Source organism: Paraburkholderia sp. RL18-085-BIA-A, from assembly GCF_046027075.1.
Lineage (GTDB): Bacteria > Pseudomonadota > Gammaproteobacteria > Burkholderiales > Burkholderiaceae > Paraburkholderia.
This window is the reverse complement of sequence record NZ_JARESU010000173.1, coordinates 1-14,643: the sequence shown is the minus strand read 5'-3', so window position 1 is coordinate 14,643 and position 14,643 is coordinate 1. Positions and strand designations below refer to the sequence as shown.

11 protein-coding genes and 5 pseudogenes are annotated in these 14,643 nt (G+C 62.2%); 1 reads left to right on the top strand and 15 read right to left on the bottom strand.

Going from position 1 to position 14,643, the window contains the following annotated elements; genetic code table 11:
• The 13 genes and pseudogenes from P0D89_RS46105 to otsA all read right to left on the bottom strand — a co-directional run.
• Positions 1-226, bottom strand: a 226-nt coding sequence (locus tag P0D89_RS46105) for a putative 2OG-Fe(II) oxygenase (RefSeq protein ID WP_408378780.1), incomplete at its 3' end; no start/stop codon positions are given.
• A 496-nt stretch (positions 227-722) separates the two neighbouring features.
• On the bottom strand, positions 723-2,108 hold the full coding sequence (locus P0D89_RS46100) for an elongation factor G (protein ID WP_408378777.1): 1,386 nt from the start codon (positions 2,106-2,108) through the stop codon (positions 723-725).
• A gap of 81 nt (positions 2,109-2,189) precedes the next feature.
• Positions 2,190-2,798 (bottom strand): GTP-binding protein, encoded by a 609-nt coding sequence (locus P0D89_RS46095; protein WP_408378774.1) that lies wholly within the window; start codon positions 2,796-2,798, stop codon positions 2,190-2,192.
• Between the two features lie 468 nt (positions 2,799-3,266).
• A complete protein-coding gene (locus P0D89_RS46090; protein ID WP_408378771.1) occupies positions 3,267-6,335 on the bottom strand; it encodes a transglycosylase domain-containing protein in 3,069 nt (1,022 codons plus the stop codon).
• 472 nt (positions 6,336-6,807) lie between these two features.
• Positions 6,808-7,061: pseudogene (locus P0D89_RS46085) on the bottom strand (hypothetical protein).
• Between the two features lie 151 nt (positions 7,062-7,212).
• Positions 7,213-7,425: an RES domain-containing protein gene (locus P0D89_RS46080; RefSeq protein WP_408364947.1), complete on the bottom strand. Its 213-nt coding sequence runs from the start codon at positions 7,423-7,425 to the stop codon at positions 7,213-7,215.
• Between the two features lie 261 nt (positions 7,426-7,686).
• Positions 7,687-7,998 (bottom strand): annotated as a pseudogene (locus P0D89_RS46075) (SDR family NAD(P)-dependent oxidoreductase); the annotation flags it as partial.
• A gap of 372 nt (positions 7,999-8,370) precedes the next feature.
• Positions 8,371-8,718 carry an MTH938/NDUFAF3 family protein gene (locus tag P0D89_RS46070; RefSeq protein ID WP_408364945.1) on the bottom strand — a complete coding sequence of 116 codons (348 nt, stop codon included), beginning with the start codon at positions 8,716-8,718 and terminating at the stop codon, positions 8,371-8,373.
• 123 nt (positions 8,719-8,841) lie between these two features.
• Positions 8,842-9,680 (bottom strand): annotated as a pseudogene (locus tag P0D89_RS46065) (tyrosine-type recombinase/integrase); the annotation flags it as partial.
• A gap of 174 nt (positions 9,681-9,854) precedes the next feature.
• Positions 9,855-10,001: pseudogene (locus P0D89_RS46060) on the bottom strand (DUF2513 domain-containing protein); the annotation flags it as partial.
• 97 nt (positions 10,002-10,098) lie between these two features.
• Positions 10,099-10,374 carry a GntR family transcriptional regulator gene (locus tag P0D89_RS46055; RefSeq protein ID WP_408364943.1) on the bottom strand — a complete coding sequence of 92 codons (276 nt, stop codon included), beginning with the start codon at positions 10,372-10,374 and terminating at the stop codon, positions 10,099-10,101.
• Between the two features lie 284 nt (positions 10,375-10,658).
• Positions 10,659-10,925, bottom strand: coding sequence for a hypothetical protein (locus P0D89_RS46050; RefSeq protein ID WP_408364941.1), 267 nt, complete (start codon positions 10,923-10,925; stop codon positions 10,659-10,661).
• A 601-nt stretch (positions 10,926-11,526) separates the two neighbouring features.
• Entirely contained in the window at positions 11,527-13,011 is a 1,485-nt protein-coding gene (gene otsA / locus P0D89_RS46045) for an alpha,alpha-trehalose-phosphate synthase (UDP-forming) (RefSeq protein ID WP_408364939.1), read from the bottom strand.
• Positions 13,012-13,315: 304 nt separating this feature from the next.
• Between otsA and P0D89_RS46040 the strand changes: the two are divergent.
• Positions 13,316-13,834 (top strand): annotated as a pseudogene (locus tag P0D89_RS46040) (DDE-type integrase/transposase/recombinase); the annotation flags it as partial.
• 207 nt (positions 13,835-14,041) lie between these two features.
• Here the strand turns inward: P0D89_RS46040 and nirD are convergent.
• Together nirD and P0D89_RS46030 are read right to left on the bottom strand one after the other, a co-directional pair.
• Complete coding sequence (gene nirD, locus P0D89_RS46035) at positions 14,042-14,362, bottom strand: nitrite reductase small subunit NirD (RefSeq protein ID WP_408364937.1); 321 nt, start codon at positions 14,360-14,362, stop codon at positions 14,042-14,044.
• A 1-nt stretch (position 14,363) separates the two neighbouring features.
• The coding region (locus P0D89_RS46030) for a DUF59 domain-containing protein (protein ID WP_408364935.1) at positions 14,364-14,643 on the bottom strand (280 nt) is incomplete at its 5' end.

Genomic DNA, 14,643 nt, shown 5'->3' with positions numbered 1-14,643 from the left:
TCACCGTCACCACCGTCTGGTCGGTGTTGTACGCCGTCAATTCGGTGACCGGCGGACGAATGATGGCAGTCTGAGGGCGCGGATCGTGAAAATTGATCGTGTCTGTGCCTGCCTGCGTTTGCAGATAGTAGACGCCGCTCAGAAAATTGTTGGGATGGCTGTGTGGCGTGTGCCGCACCTGGACCCAGCACGTTGACCCAGCACCCCGTGATGCGGAACGGGGCATCGGCTACCTTGATAAACGCGAGCACGTTGCGCACGGCTGCGTCGATGCGAGTGATCAGCGCAGCAAATTCGGGCATCTGATGTTGTTTGTGCCTGGATTGCCAAGTGGCATCTGTGCGTGTTCCGCAACCAGCGCGCATCCAGGTTGCGACATACGTCAGCAGACCCCGGTTAAGTGGTTCATAACACGCTGGTTCGAGGCGGCTCTGGCACACGAAGGTTGGGAACAGGCGTATGACGTCCGGAGTTGGGGGCTGCACGACCGTTTGCGCGATGCGCTGACAAGGGAACACAGATCTGTACTATAGCCGCGAAGTCAGCATGCAGACGGCCGGACGCCTCATAACAGGAGGGCGTGGTTCAAACGAGGTTTACACACGAAGCGCGGGATGACGCTGCCCAGACGGATTCCGCTCGCCTGCGTGTGACCCAAAACCGGCGGGTTTCGAACTGCGCCGGCAGGCGCTGAATTCGACCGATGAAGGTCGTTCCGCCGTTTAATTCCGGGACGCCACGCCTGCCACCTCAAGCTCGACCTCGGCATAGTGGTCGAACTCCATGGAATACAGCCCGCGGCCCTGGGTGACCGAGCGCAATTCAGTAACGTAGCCGAACATTTCGGCGAGAGGCACTTGGCCGGCAATCGCTTCCACACCGCCCGGGCGCGGCGCCACCCCTTCAATCTCGGCGCGGCGGGCGCCGAGCTGCGCCAGCGCGGCCCCGGTGTACTCAGTCGGCACCAGCACCTCGATGCGGAACATCGGTTCAAGCAGCACCATCCGCCCCTTGCCGAACGCCGCGCGGCATGCCTGGATGGCCGCGGCGCGGTAAGCGAATTCGCTCGAATCGACGGAATGGCTGGAACCGCCTTCGAGACGCACCTCGATGTCGGTGACGGGATAGCCTGCCAGCGCTCCGATTTCGGCGGCATCGCGCACACCCTGCTCCACCGCCGGGATGAACTGGCGCGGCACAGCCCCGCCGGTGACTGCGTTTTCGAAGCGCATGCCCGAGCCGCGCGCGCCAGGGCGCAGCGAAAGAATCACATGGCCGTATTGGCCATGCCCGCCAGTCTGGTGGACGAAACGCCCCTCCTCAGCCGCCACTTCGCGCGTGATGGTTTCCTTGTAGGCCACGCGCGGCCGCCCCATTTTCGCCGCGACACCGTATTCGCGCTCCAACCTGTCCAGCAAGATTTCGAGGTGGAGTTCGCCCATGGCGGCAATCAGCAACTGGCCGCTGTCTTCATCCAGGCTCAGTTGCAGGGTCGGATCCTCATCGGTCAACTGGCGTAACGCCTCGGCCATGCGGCCATGCTCGGCGAGCGTTTTCGGTTCTACCGTGGCCCGCAGGGCCGGCTCCGGGAAAGTGATCGTTTCCAGCGTTACCGGGTGTTCCGCGTGGCACAGCGTATCGCCCGTATAGGTCTGATTCAGGCCGAGAAACGCACCGATTTCCCCGGCGTGCAGCGCCTCGACGTTTTCGCGGTGATTGGCATACATGCGCAACAGGCGCCCGGCCCGCTCCTTGCGGTTACGGGTGGCATTGTGCAGCGTCATGCCGGCGCTGACCATGCCCGAATAGATGCGCGCATAGGCCAGGTGCCCGACGTAGGGATCGTTGACGATCTTGAAGACCAGCGCCGCGAGCGGTTCTTCGTCGCGCGGCGCGAGGCAGATCGTGAGACCGCTGTCGGGATCGGTCCCCTGTACCTCGCCGATATCGAGCGGTGACGGCAGAAAATCGACCACGCAGTCCAGCAGCGGTTGCACGCCGATATCCCGTAACGCGGCGCCACAGCAAACCGGAAACAGGCGATTGGCGAGCGTGGCACGGCGCAGCGCCGCGCGTAACGGCTCCGTCCCGATGTCGCCGCCGGTCACGTAAAGCGAGAGCAGTTCATCGTCAGCCTCGGCGACGGACTCGATCAGGCGCTGCCGCGCGGCCTCGGCCGCCGCACGATATTAAGCCGGTATGGGACCGCATTCCGGCTTGCCCTCCTGCGCAGCCCCCCAGCGCAGCGCCTGCATCGACAGCAGATCGATCTCGCCTTCGAATGCCGCTTCGTGGCCGACAGGCATTTGCAGGCACGCCACCGGCGCACCGAGGCGCTCGCGCACGCTGGCCACCGCGCGCTCGAAGTCGGCCCCGATGCGATCCATTTTGTTGATGAAGCACAGCCGCGGCACCCGGTAGCGATCGGCCTGCCGCCATACCGTCTCGCTTTGCGGCTGTACGCCGTGCACGGCATCGAATACCACCACGGCGCCATCCATCACCCGTAGCGAGCGCTGCACTTCGGCGGTGAAATCGATATGGCCCGGGGTATCGATCAGGTTGATCATGCAGTCGCGCCACCGCGCGCTGATCGCCGCCGCGACGATCGTGATCCCCCGTTCGCGCTCCTGGGCCATCCAGTCGGTCAGCGTCGTGCCGCTGTCGACCGAACCCAGCCGATGGGTGCGTCCCGTGTGAAAGAGGATCCGGTCGGTAATGGTGGTCTTGCCAGCGTCGATGTGAGCAATGACGCCGATGTTGCGGATGCCGGCGATCGGCGCGGGGGTTGCAGCCACAGGTCATCTCCTAGGTACGACTGTGTTAACAAATGTTCGTTTCGTCGACCGCAGCATGGGCACCTTTCGAAGCAAGCCAGCAGGGCTGCGGCGAGTTCCAATCGCAACGTGGCGATGGAATCTGCTACATGACCCTGCTTACGCAGGGGCGCCCCGGGGCCGGAAGCAGCGCAAAAATCCCGCGGGATACCAACGAACGCCGCAACGCGGCCCGTCTCGCCCCACCCGATGGATGCTGAACTGGCCGACAGAATCCGGTAGCCAGCGATCAAACTCTACGCCAGCCTCGAGCGACCGGTGAGGGTTTCCAGGAGCCACATCGGACGCGCAGCTAACCTGAGTCGCGTCGTATGTGCACGATCGGCATACCCGCGCTGCAACGGGGTGCTCGACGAGTTGGCCGAAACGCAATGGCATTTCTGCGCGCGCCGGTATGTGTGGACGCGTATGCTAATGACCGCGCTGTAGCTATTCCCCGCCCCCCGTCGAAGACAGGATCGCTGAATGCTCATCGCCATCGAGCAACGGCTGCAGTGCGGGCGCGAGCGACTTCAGCAACTGCACCGACAATGCACTCGTGAAAGCGTAGCGCGCCGCATAGGGCTCGTGCACATAGGCGGTCAGCGTGCCAAAGAAGCGATCGCCGATCACGAAGACGAACGTCGCGCTCCGGTTAACCTTACGCGATTCGATCAGGCGTGCGCCGCGGGCGAACACATTGAAGCGCTGGTCGCCCGTTCCCGTCTTGCCATACACGTCGAGCGTCTGTCCGTCAGGGAACGTCATGCCGGCCGCAAGACGCTTCGCCGTGCCGCCGAGCACCACGTCGCGCAACAAGCCATGCACCACATCGACAATCTCCGGCGACAACGCCGTGCGCGGCGTCGTCGCTGCCCGCGTGAAATGCGTCTCATAGGGCGTGCCCTTCGCGAACTCGAGTTCGACAAAGGTCTGCGTCGGCAGCATCTTGCCGCCGTTCGCAATCGTGCCGACGAGTTGTGCGAGCGCGACCGGCCGGTCGCCCGACGCACCGATCGCCGCTGCGTACGACGGCGTGAGCGTCGCGAACGGGTAGCCCAGCGCGCGCCACGATTTGCCGATTTCGGCGAAAGCCTGCAATTCCACCATACGTTTGATGCGCCGATCCTGCGTCGCGTGGTAGCGCGTCTTGAAGAGCCACGAATATGCGGTGAAACGCACGGCGCGGCTCGCCTCCTGCAACTGGCTCTCGGTCGCGAGCGGATGGTCCCGCAGGTAGTTGACCGTCCACAGTTCGAGCGGATGAACGCTCGCGATATAGCCGCGATCGTTCAAATTGAATCTGTCGATGCCGTACTTCGTGTAGAGCTTCGCGAGATCGTCCGACGACAGCGTTGCCGCTGGCGTGCGCTTCAGCGCGGCGCGCATCTGCGCGTCGAACCACACTTGCGGCTCATCCGGCGCCACGCTGCGCAATACGGTCGCGACCTTGGGCGGCGACTTGCGCACGTCAAGCAGCAGGACGGCGAGCGCTTCGTCGGCTGTCTTGCCGCGATACTTCGTGTAGAACCGATGCATATACACGCGGCTTTCCTGATCGGCAAAACGCGTGAGATAAGTACGGCGTGTGGCCGGATCGTCGAGCCATTGCGACGTCGGTCCTGCGGTCTGGACCATCTCGTAGTGCACGATGTCGCGCATCAGCCGCACGAACACCAGATTCACCGAATGCTGGAACGCGCGGTGCACGGTGAGGATGCGGCCGTTGTCGCTCGCTTCGAAGTTATTGAACGTCTGTGCGCCGCCACCCGTGTAGAAGGTCTCGCCCGGACTCGCCGAATACTTGCGCTCGACCGCGGCATCGAGCATCGCGCTGAGCGAGAGATCCGAGGTATGCGACAGGTAGCCAAGTGCCCAGCGCGTCAACATATCCTGCGTGTCGGGCTTCACATCGTGCAGTTGCGCCACGCTCATCGACGCGTAACGCGCATGCAGCGTGGAGACGATCTGCAAGTACGTGATCAGCGTGCGAAGCTTGGCGGTCGAGCCGAGGTTCAGGCGTGCGCCCTGATTGATGTCGAACGGCTGGTTCACCCTGTCGGTCTGGACCCGCACGAGGTTCGCCCCGTCGCGGGGCTCGAACAGCGTGAAGCTATAGGCGATCTTCGACGGATCGTCCTGCGTGCGCAGCATTTCGAAGCCGTACAGGCCGGCCGCCTGTGCGCCCTCGCGCGTGGCGGCGCTCGCGAGCCTTTCGCTGACCGCTTGCTGGACCCGGTTGTCGAGTGCGGCGGTCGCCGTCAGATCCAGCCGGTCGAGGTCGTAGAAGCCCGATACGCCGAGCGTGGTGAGCAGATGCGCACGCAGCGCGGTGACGGCCTTGCGCGTCACGAACGATACCGGCGGGCGTACCCTGGGCGCGCGATCCAGTTCGAGCGGCGTCGCCAGCGCGGCGTCGCGCAGCGACAGCGAAATGATCCCGTTGGCGGCCAGGAGGCGCAGATAGCTGTCCGTCAGGCGATCGAGTTCCATGCTCCCGGAACGCAGGAAACGCGACGGCGCGCGCTGCGCGATCATCAGCGACAACGCCTGCTTGAACGCGAGCGCCTGCGCGCCGAGCGATTCGGCAGAAGCCGGCGCGTTCAGGATGCGGTTGACCTCGTCGAAGTCGCGTCCGTACCATGCCGCGAGACCATCGCCCATGCCGCTGATTTCGCCGACGCCGGGCTTCGCGGCGAGCGGCACCGAGTTGAGATAGCGCACGACGATCTGCCGGCGTGCGGCCAGCGTCTGCGGTCCGCCGAGATAGGCACGCACGGACGCTGAGGCGATTTGCCGCAGTTTCTCCGGCGGCGTCGCGGTGCGGCCGCCTGGCGAGTGGCGGAATTTTTCGATCTGCGTGGCGAGCGTGCTGCCGCCCGGCGTCGGCTGATGCCTGTCGATCACGCGCATGCCCTGATCGAACAGCGCACGGCTGAAACGGCCCCAGTCGATGGCCGGGTTGCGGTTCGGTTGCTCCGGGTCGAGCAGGTAGCGGTCTTCGATGAAGAGCAGCGCGTTGACGACGAGCGGTGGAATCGCGTCGAAGCTGTCGTAGACGCGGTCCGGATACCGCGCGCTGAAAAGCAGTGTGCCGCTCGCATCGCGCAGCAGCAGTCCGGCCTGATCCTTTTCGTCGTACGGCAGGAACAGGCCGTCGTCTGCCAGTGACGCCATCCTGGCGGAATCGCGCGCCTGCGAGGCGACCGCAAAACCGCGCGCGCTGAGGAGTTGGTCGAAGGACGGCAGCGACGCGTAGCCGAGACGCACGTCGTACGGACCGCTCGCGGGAAACCGGATGCTGTGGCTCGCGCCGTCGTCGACGGTAAAGGCGATATCGCGCCCCAGTTCGGACAGATAGCGCGCCTGCAGCCGGGAGGTCCCGATTTCAATTTGAACGAGGCGCGCCGCGATCACCAGCGCAACCAGAAAAGCGGCCAGCAACAGCCACTTGAACCATCGCCAAACCGGCACGACGCCGATCGCACGAAAGGGAAATCGAACTGGCGGCCGATTCATGGCGGCGTCTCCCGACAGCTGCCAAACTGCAAAAAATGCACCCGTCAGTAGTCTAGCGCGGAACACGGGGACCGAGCGTTCGGGCGTACCCGACAGTGCTGGTTTTGGGGTGCCGTCAGGGGATTCGGAGATTTCCGTCCGCCAGAGGTCCGGAAAGCCCAGTCCCATAAGGCTCGGCACTATCTCGGCTCCCGGACGTTCAGCCGGGAATTGTCGCCCAATGCCAAGTCACGGATGCTATTGATTGTGCGGTGCGGCTAACGTACGTGTCCGTCCGAATCCTGTGTCCACCCTTTTTATGCCCAACCCCACATACAGCGGCTGGAAGCGAACCGGTGCACACGACAGCTGGGCACAATCTTCCGGGGTGTACACGATTCTCTCACGCCGGGTTGGCCACGCCGCCTCGGTCGGCACGGCCGGAAGCGGCTGAAACTGCGCGGCGGTGAGCGGCCATCCGGCGGGCTTTGGCTCAGTCGCGATCGGCAGCATCGGGATGGTTCGCGCCTGGCAATTCGGCGCCGTGCGCACGGATCGCGGCGATCAATTCGGCCGGCGTGATCTCATAGCGCACCTCATGGTGGATGCCAGGTTGCGCGAATCGACGTCGATCAGCAGCAGGCTCTTGCCATCGGGCGTGGCTTCGAGCCGCACGCTCGCGGTGAGCGCGTCGCTGTCGGTCACCAGATGGACGGTGCCGTGCGCGCCGTTGTGAGAGGGTGTCATCGGTCAAGCTCCTGAAAAGGCTCACCGGGGGCGCCTGCAAAAGCTCACCGTTCGAGTGGAAACGTTACCCTGTAGCCGGATAGGGGATTGGGGCGGACTTGCGCTCATCGTTGAGGCAAAAGGGAGTCGCAATTACCCTTGTTCAAGCGCGTCACCGCCACGAGTCCTGTTTTTTGGGTAACGCCCCCGACGGATCGAACACCTCGATGACATCATCGGCATCGAACCGATCCACGTCCAGGACCAGGTTCACACCGGGCGCCGCGATTGTCGACGGGAACAGGATTCCCTTTGCTCCCGCGGCAATGGCTTCGTCACCCAGCTCGGCGGCTCGATGCGCTCGTTGAACCAGAGTTGGCGCCAATCGCAGAAGAACTCTTCCCACAGGGGCGCCCAGACAGCGCTACGAAAGCCTTGCCTGCAATCGACGACTGGCGCGACAGTCACCTGGTAGCTTACCAGTGTGCCAGGCGGGAGTAGCGTCGACGTCCCGATCCGGCGACACACGAAAGTCAAGGCCGAGGCGAATCCATTCGATCCAGCTTGGGAAAGCTACTTCGAAGAACATCACGGTTTTAAAATGCCCAACAACCTTGCCGCGTCATGCGTGGCTGCTGGGAGCGGGGATGCGGCCCCAGCCACGCTCGACCATGCCGTCGCACAGCGGCTTCGTCATGTTGAACACCGAGTCGGAGGTTGGTCCGGATCACCGCGTCCCAGTCGACCTTGTCCAGCTTCCTGAAGCTCGCGTCGCGCGTAATGTCCGCATTGTTCTGTCGACCGGGCCGACCTCGTTCATGACTTTCTGCACACAGTGCTGACAGGAGTCGTAGTCAGCCACATTGACCGCATAGGCGTGGAATGGACGATAATCAGCGGCCACCCGCGCGAGCCAGCGCTCGACGCCCGCATTGTTCGGCGAATGGGTAACCACCACCGTGAACCCGCATCATGGATGCTTGACGCTGATGGCTTCGCCCAGTCCGCCTATTCCGCCCCTCACCAAAGCCAGCGTTTCGACATGGTTCGATCTCCTCCCGAGAAGTTAATGGTCAACGATGTTCGGTGATGGCCCCGTCACCTGTCGATTGCAGGCGGGGCAGTCCTTCGGGTGCGAAAACCGGATGGCCCATACGTGAACTGGCGATGGAAGGCGAGCAGTTTTCGGCACGTCGTGTCGTTGAGGACTGGCCCAACGTCGACGGATCGGATTTCGAGACGGCTGACCGCGTGACCCGTGATGGACGGGCTCGCCTGACATGTTAAATGCTGCTCAGTTTCAATGTAAATTCATACCACGCCAAATGGCCTAGCACGTGACATGCAGGATGGCATTGGCCTGGTCAGGGTGCTCCTTCAGATTGGCGATGGCCTCTGCTGTCGGCAGGATGACCAGTTCGACTTGCCGACGCCGGGCCTCGTGCTTCACCTCTTCCATTACCGGTAACGCCCCGGTGCCGGTGCCAATCACCAGCCGCTGGCATTTCCAGGGGATGTCCTCCGCCACTGACAGCGGTGTGTGCCCAAAGGTCTCGCGGAACGCCTTGGATGGCTTCTTCTTGCGTTTGCGAACCTGCCCGTGGTCGATCACCACGTCATGCAGGTAGGTGACGCCATCAATACGGATGCAACCAAAGGAAAATGCTTCGAAGCGCATGCCTATCTCCGCCGCTTTCGTGCGGGTAGCCACTCATTGCATCAAGACCCAACAGAGTGGTCGTCCAACACAATCATTATAGGTTGGAGGCAGCGTTGCGCGGAATGTGTCCCGTTGGCGTCACCTGGGGTACGCGGTGATGCCGGTCGCCCGGAACGTGTGGTTGCCGATCTTTGTGCCGATGCCGGCCGCGATCGCACGGCGCCGCACTATCGCATACGCGTTCGCCTGCGGCAGCGGCGTCTCGCTCAACTGCCCGGTGCCGCGCCGGACCGTGCGGAACAGCGGCCCTTTTGGATCGCCACCGATGCCGGTGCCGTCGAGGTAGGCGTGCAGGTACGCCTCGAGCGTGTGATGACACGGCATCTCGTGGCGCTTGTCGCCCCTCTCGCGCAGCCGCACCCACAGCCATCGGTGCTGCACATAGACGTCGTCGACCCGCATCGCGAGCGCCGCACCGATCCGCGCGAACGAAAACACCATCAGCGCAATCAGCGCGCGGGCGCGCAACCCCAGGGGCGTGCTCACATCGATGCTGTCGAGCAGCTGCCGCGCCTCGGTCGCCTCGAGCACCAGCGTCTTGCCCTTTTTCGCGGTGTGACCGTGTCCGCGCACCGACGCAGCCGGGTTGTGTGGCACGATCTGGCCGGTCACCAGCCAGTCGAACAGATGGCGGATCGCCGCAAGCCGCTGCTTGACGGTCGGCGCGGAGTGAGTCTGCGTCTGCAGCTCGATCCAGCCCGCGACATGCAGCGGCTGCACAGCCGTGATCGACGGTACGCCGGCGCCGGCGCACCACTCAAGGAATTCGCCGGCCGCGCGCGCGTACGCACGCCGCGTGTGCGGATTGCGGATTGCCGACGCGAAGAATTCGAGGAAACGAATACCGGCGCGGTCGCCGGCAGACGTGACCAGGGGGGCACTGTAGCGCCGGCGGGAAGGACAAGGTTTGCGCTAGCCACCGGTCAGCGCCTTGATCTTGCCTTCGAGGTACGTCGTCGCAGCAAACACGAGCAGCTCGACCGTGAAACCGCCCGCAGTTGATGCAGCCTGCTTGGCCCTATCCCACACGTCGGGGGGCTGCGGACGGAATCCAGGAAGTCATAGCCTGACCAGCTCAGGCCTCTGAACATGAACCCGATCGCTGGATGACTCCTGCTGCGATCGATAAAGCCTGCCTGCACAATTAGATCAAGGTGGCCCGCAATCTGGTCGAAGCTGTAGCCGTCAACCAGGACACCTGGGCTATCTGGAGCGATGTGGGCGTTATCGCCGTATTCCATCGGCAGGCTCTCGAGCTTGAGCATCAGCTCGCGGATCACGTCTATGTCACGCTTCATTGTTAAAGCGAAGGGCGCGAGACCCGGTCACTCCCTCATCTCAGGGCGCACGTGAGCTCTTTGTTTTTCTATGGGGCGGGAGCACGATAGTCCCGCGTCGCGTTCTGCTTTCGGTTAAGCCGCGCCGACGAATCTCGACGTAGGCACGATTTACAGTATTTAAGTGGATTCCCAACTGATCGGCCAGTAGCCGCTGGGGCGGTAGCTGCGTCCCCGCCTCAAAAACACCGGTATGAATCGCCATCTCAAGCTCCTGGACGAGCTTCAGATACAGAGGGCGAGATCCGGAAGTTATGTCAGGTAACCATCGGCGCACGGTAACAGCCTGCTGAAAATTTCCAATGCCCGTTGTGTGAGTCCCCGGGCTACGGCCTTCCCCTTAGGTCGTTTTCCTTCCTGAACGGTAGTGCAGCCCGCGCCCAGGAAACAGAGCCGTGAAATGGTTATTTGCTTCACCTAATCCTCCTGCCGTATCCCATCAAGAATAGCAAATCGGGAAAAGGCCGCGGATGAGCGCGAAGCAATCGAACAATGAGTGAGGACACCACGACCACTAACTAATACAGGCGCTATGCCGACTACTGGAGAAAATACGTGAACTCAGTTGTCCGGAAACCCGTTCGCAATTGCTTCACGAGCCCGCTCTTCGGCATCTCTGAACGCTCCCTGAGTATCTCCGAAAACATCCCCCCGCTCGATTTGGTACATGACGAAATTTTTATACACGGGCGCGCCATCCAGCCTCGTGATCACCACGCGGGCGTAATAGCCGCCGTTCGGATCAGCATCTCCCGGTCGGTATTCACGTTCAGCGTTAATGACGATCCTGTGCGGGGGGACTGCAACCTCTTTATGCAAGACAGTCATATCCGTCTCTATCAGCACTTTCGAGGAATCCTAGCATGATCACTAATACAGACGCAGTGCCGAGCCAACTTCCCGACGACTTGAACCCGGAAGTCGTCAAGGCGACCGCCGTGTTCATCGGAAAATGCTGCAGGACGGCGATGTGTACGGCACCAACTGGGCCAACGCACGTGACGTGCCGCTTGCCGCAGGCCGCTTCGGACTCGCCGACTATGTGCAGTTGCGCTAGCCAACAGGAACGCAAGCATCATCCAGGCGCGGCTCAGCGGCGAGACCAGTTAAGTTTCGCCAGGCGCCACGGCATAAGACACCAGTGCTTAACGGAGTGCATCACCCACGTTGGTTTGCGAAGCTTCTCAAAAGCGATGACGAAACTGGTTGAACCAGCATCCTGAAGCCTGTTTTTCGTGCCGGCTGCGCTTTTAGGCAAGCCGCGATTTTGCTAAGGACAGGGTGCGCGGATCTCATCGAGGCTGCGGGCGTGCTTCGGCTATTGTCCAACTGCAAGCCGGATACATGCATGCAGACCGTTTCGACATCACGAATAAGAAGCTTGCAAAATGCGTTGGGTCCATACATGCACGAAAGGTACGAAATACCCCTAGCTGGACACGGGTAACCGCGCCCAGCTACCCGACATAACCCGAAACACTTCTTCCGCAGGCAGAGCCTCGCGTTTTCCCGTTCGGGATGGCGCAGCCTGCCCGCTGTCTTCCAATGCTTGCAGAAACGTCGAACTCCACCAGTGCACATCGAACTTGCGGATCCGTCCAAGAAGTGATTCGTGCCGCTTGATCCGCTCATCAAGCGACATCGTCAGAGCCCGCTGAATTGCCTGCGCTGTGCCTTGCGTATCGTATGGATTGACCAGCAGCGCTTCTTTCAATTGCTCCGCGGCGCCGGCAAAACGTGAAAGCACCAGCATGCCGGGGTCAGCAGGACCCTGCGCGGCGACGAATTCCTTCGCAACCAGGTTCATGCCGTCCCGCAATGGTGTAACGAGCGCCACGCGACTCGCGCGATAGAGGCCCGGCAGACGCTTGCGGGCCACGTTGCGATGAATGTAGCGCACCGGCATCCAGTCCAGTTCACCGAAGTCGCCATTGATTGCGCCACACAGGCTATCCATCTGACGTCGCAGATCATCGTAGGCTCCAACGTCCTCGCGGCTCGGGGAAGCAATCTGGATCAGCGTCGCGCTATTGCGATTTTCCGGGTAGTACGTCAGCAGTTCACGGAAAGCATGGACGCGTTGCGGCAGCCCCTTTGAGTAGTCGAGCCGGTCGACGCCCAACAGCAAACGCCGCCGGGAATACTCGTCGCGCATCCGGGCAAACATGTCGCGTCCCTCCTTCGAGTCGGCAAGACGAATGAAGTCGCCGACATCAATGCCGATGGGATACGCGCCGACCCGCAGCGTGCGATTGAACGCCCGAAGGCGGTCCGGACTCAACCGTTGCGCCTGCGCTTCGGATTCAACGTAGTGAGAAAAGTGCGTCAAGTCCGCTTCGCTCTGGAAGCCGACCAGATCGTATGCAAAGAGCGAGCGCATCAGCCATTCGTGTTCCGGAATCGCTGCCATGATCAGCGGCGGCGGCATCGGAATATGCAGGAAGAAGCCGATGCGGTTGGTACACCCTATTGCGCGCAACTCGGCCGCAAGCGGGATCAGATGGTAGTCGTGAACCCAGATGAGATCGTCCGGCTTCAACAGCGGCAGCAACTTGTGCGCGAACAACTGGTTCACCCGGCGGTAGCCCGCTGCGAATCGCGTGTCGAAATTGGCAAGGTCCAGCCGGTAGTGGAACACCGGCCACAAGACACCGTTCGCGTAACCCAGATAATACGTGTCGTGATCTTCCCGGCTCAGGTCAAGTGTCGCAAGCGTTACGTTCCCAGCCGTTTGGACCTGAACTTCATCTTGGCCGGCTTTTGCGCTGTCCCCTGCTTTCCGGATCTTGCCGCTCCAGCCAAACCAGAGCCCGCCCGTCTGTTGCAGGCTCTCCCGTACCGCCACGGCGAGTCCACCGGCAGCAGGCTTGCGAGGATCGGCAGTGCGATTTGAAACGACGACGAGACGGCTCATGAAGGCCTTATGCTGCTGCGTTCAGGCGGCGGTGTCCAACGCCCCAAATAGGGAAATCACGTCCCCAGCCGGCACTCGACGAACGTGATCCGCGTTTGCCGGGGTAAGCGCCGCAACGGCGGAACCATACTCGTTCCTCTCTGAAACCTCAAGCTCGCGGTGCGACCAGCCATGCCGGGTAAGGATCACATTCTGATCGAACCAGTTTACTACGTCGCTTACGCACGCTCGCGCCCGGCCCGCGCTTCACCTGCATACGTCGCCCGCTCAAATACGGCGTCGCCATGGCGAAAAATGACCAGGACTTGAAGTTTTGCTTCAGAAACGCCGTGATCGGGCCGCGGCGAAACGGTTCTTGAAACGCGCACTGGAGGCTTGTTCAGAGGTACCGGGCAAGATCGTCACCGACCGGCTGCGCGGCTACCCAGCAGCGAAAGCCGAGATTCCCGAGTTCGCGCCCGTCGGGCACGTGTTCGTCAGAGCCTGCGCTCGCGTCAATAACTGCGCCGAAAATAGTCCTCAGCCCTCGCGCGAACGCCGCACGCGGAGCTTCCGCCTGCCCCTGCCCACCCACGCATTCCTGCCGGGCTTCGGCGTGAACCGGCAGCATTTCGCCATCAAGCGACATCTGCCACGAACGTCGCTCTACCGCAAGCAGCTCACCGCGAAGCTTGGCCGGCTATATGATAATGAGTGCCGCAGGCGCGTATCGAATTTCAACAGCGTCCGAAAATCGACTGTGCTGTTGTCCGTGCGTCGGCAAGGGTACATCGGTGTGACAGCGATGGCGCCAACGGTGTTCGCTGCATTCGACGCTGAATAAGCTGCGGTGCTGTAGGTACTGGATTCTCCACCGAGAACCGCTTGGAGCGAAGTCTTTCTGCCAGTCCGGCAACGAGGGTCGTTGGGCGCGCCGGTCGTCTATCTACCCGCGCCGGTCCGTCTGATGGCACTCAGCACGAGTGTGCTGCCTGACCCCGCCTCAAGTGTTCGCCCAGCAAAACGACAAGCCCCTCCTTTTGACCTCACTTCAATCCCACCGCTCATCACGCACCTGAACGATACCCGCCTCGATCCGCACCGGAAACACCACCACATCCTCATAAGCCGGCGGCGCCAACACCTTTCCCGTCCTGATGCAAAACCGCGCACCGTGGCGCGGACAGATAACCACGTCGCCTTCCACCACACCGCCTGTCAGGATGCCGCCGTCGTGCGGGCAGATATCCTCGATCGCATAACAGGTGCCGTCGACGTTGAACACGGCAACCTGCGCGCCATCGACCTCGACGCTGCGGCTAGCACCGTGCGGAAAATCCTCGATCGCGGCGACCTCGACCCAAGCGGACATATCAAAGCATCCCCAGTTGCAGGCGTGCCGCGTCCGACATCCGCTCTCTTGACCACGGCGGGTCCCACACCAGTTCGACGTGTACGTCGCTCACACCGCTCGCCGAGAACACCGCATCCTCCACCGTCGCCGGAAAGGACTGCGCGACCGGGCAGCCAGGCGCGGTCAACGTCATGCGGATCTTGACGCGACCTTCGGCTTCGTCCACGTCAAGACCATAGACAAGCCCCAGGTCGTAGATGTTGACCGGAATCTCCGGGTCGAACACGGTGCGCAGCGCA

Coding starts and splice junctions, on each gene's coding strand:
- P0D89_RS46090 (WP_408378771.1), bottom strand. CDS start 6,335: ATGAATCGGCCGCCAGTTCGATTTCCCTTTCGTGCGATCGGCGTCGTG.
- P0D89_RS46070 (WP_408364945.1), bottom strand. CDS start 8,718: ATGCGCTTCGAAGCATTTTCCTTTGGTTGCATCCGTATTGATGGCGTC.
- P0D89_RS46050 (WP_408364941.1), bottom strand. CDS start 10,925: ATGACTGTCTTGCATAAAGAGGTTGCAGTCCCCCCGCACAGGATCGTC.
- otsA (WP_408364939.1), bottom strand. CDS start 13,011: ATGAGCCGTCTCGTCGTCGTTTCAAATCGCACTGCCGATCCTCGCAAG.
- nirD (WP_408364937.1), bottom strand. CDS start 14,362: ATGTCCGCTTGGGTCGAGGTCGCCGCGATCGAGGATTTTCCGCACGGT.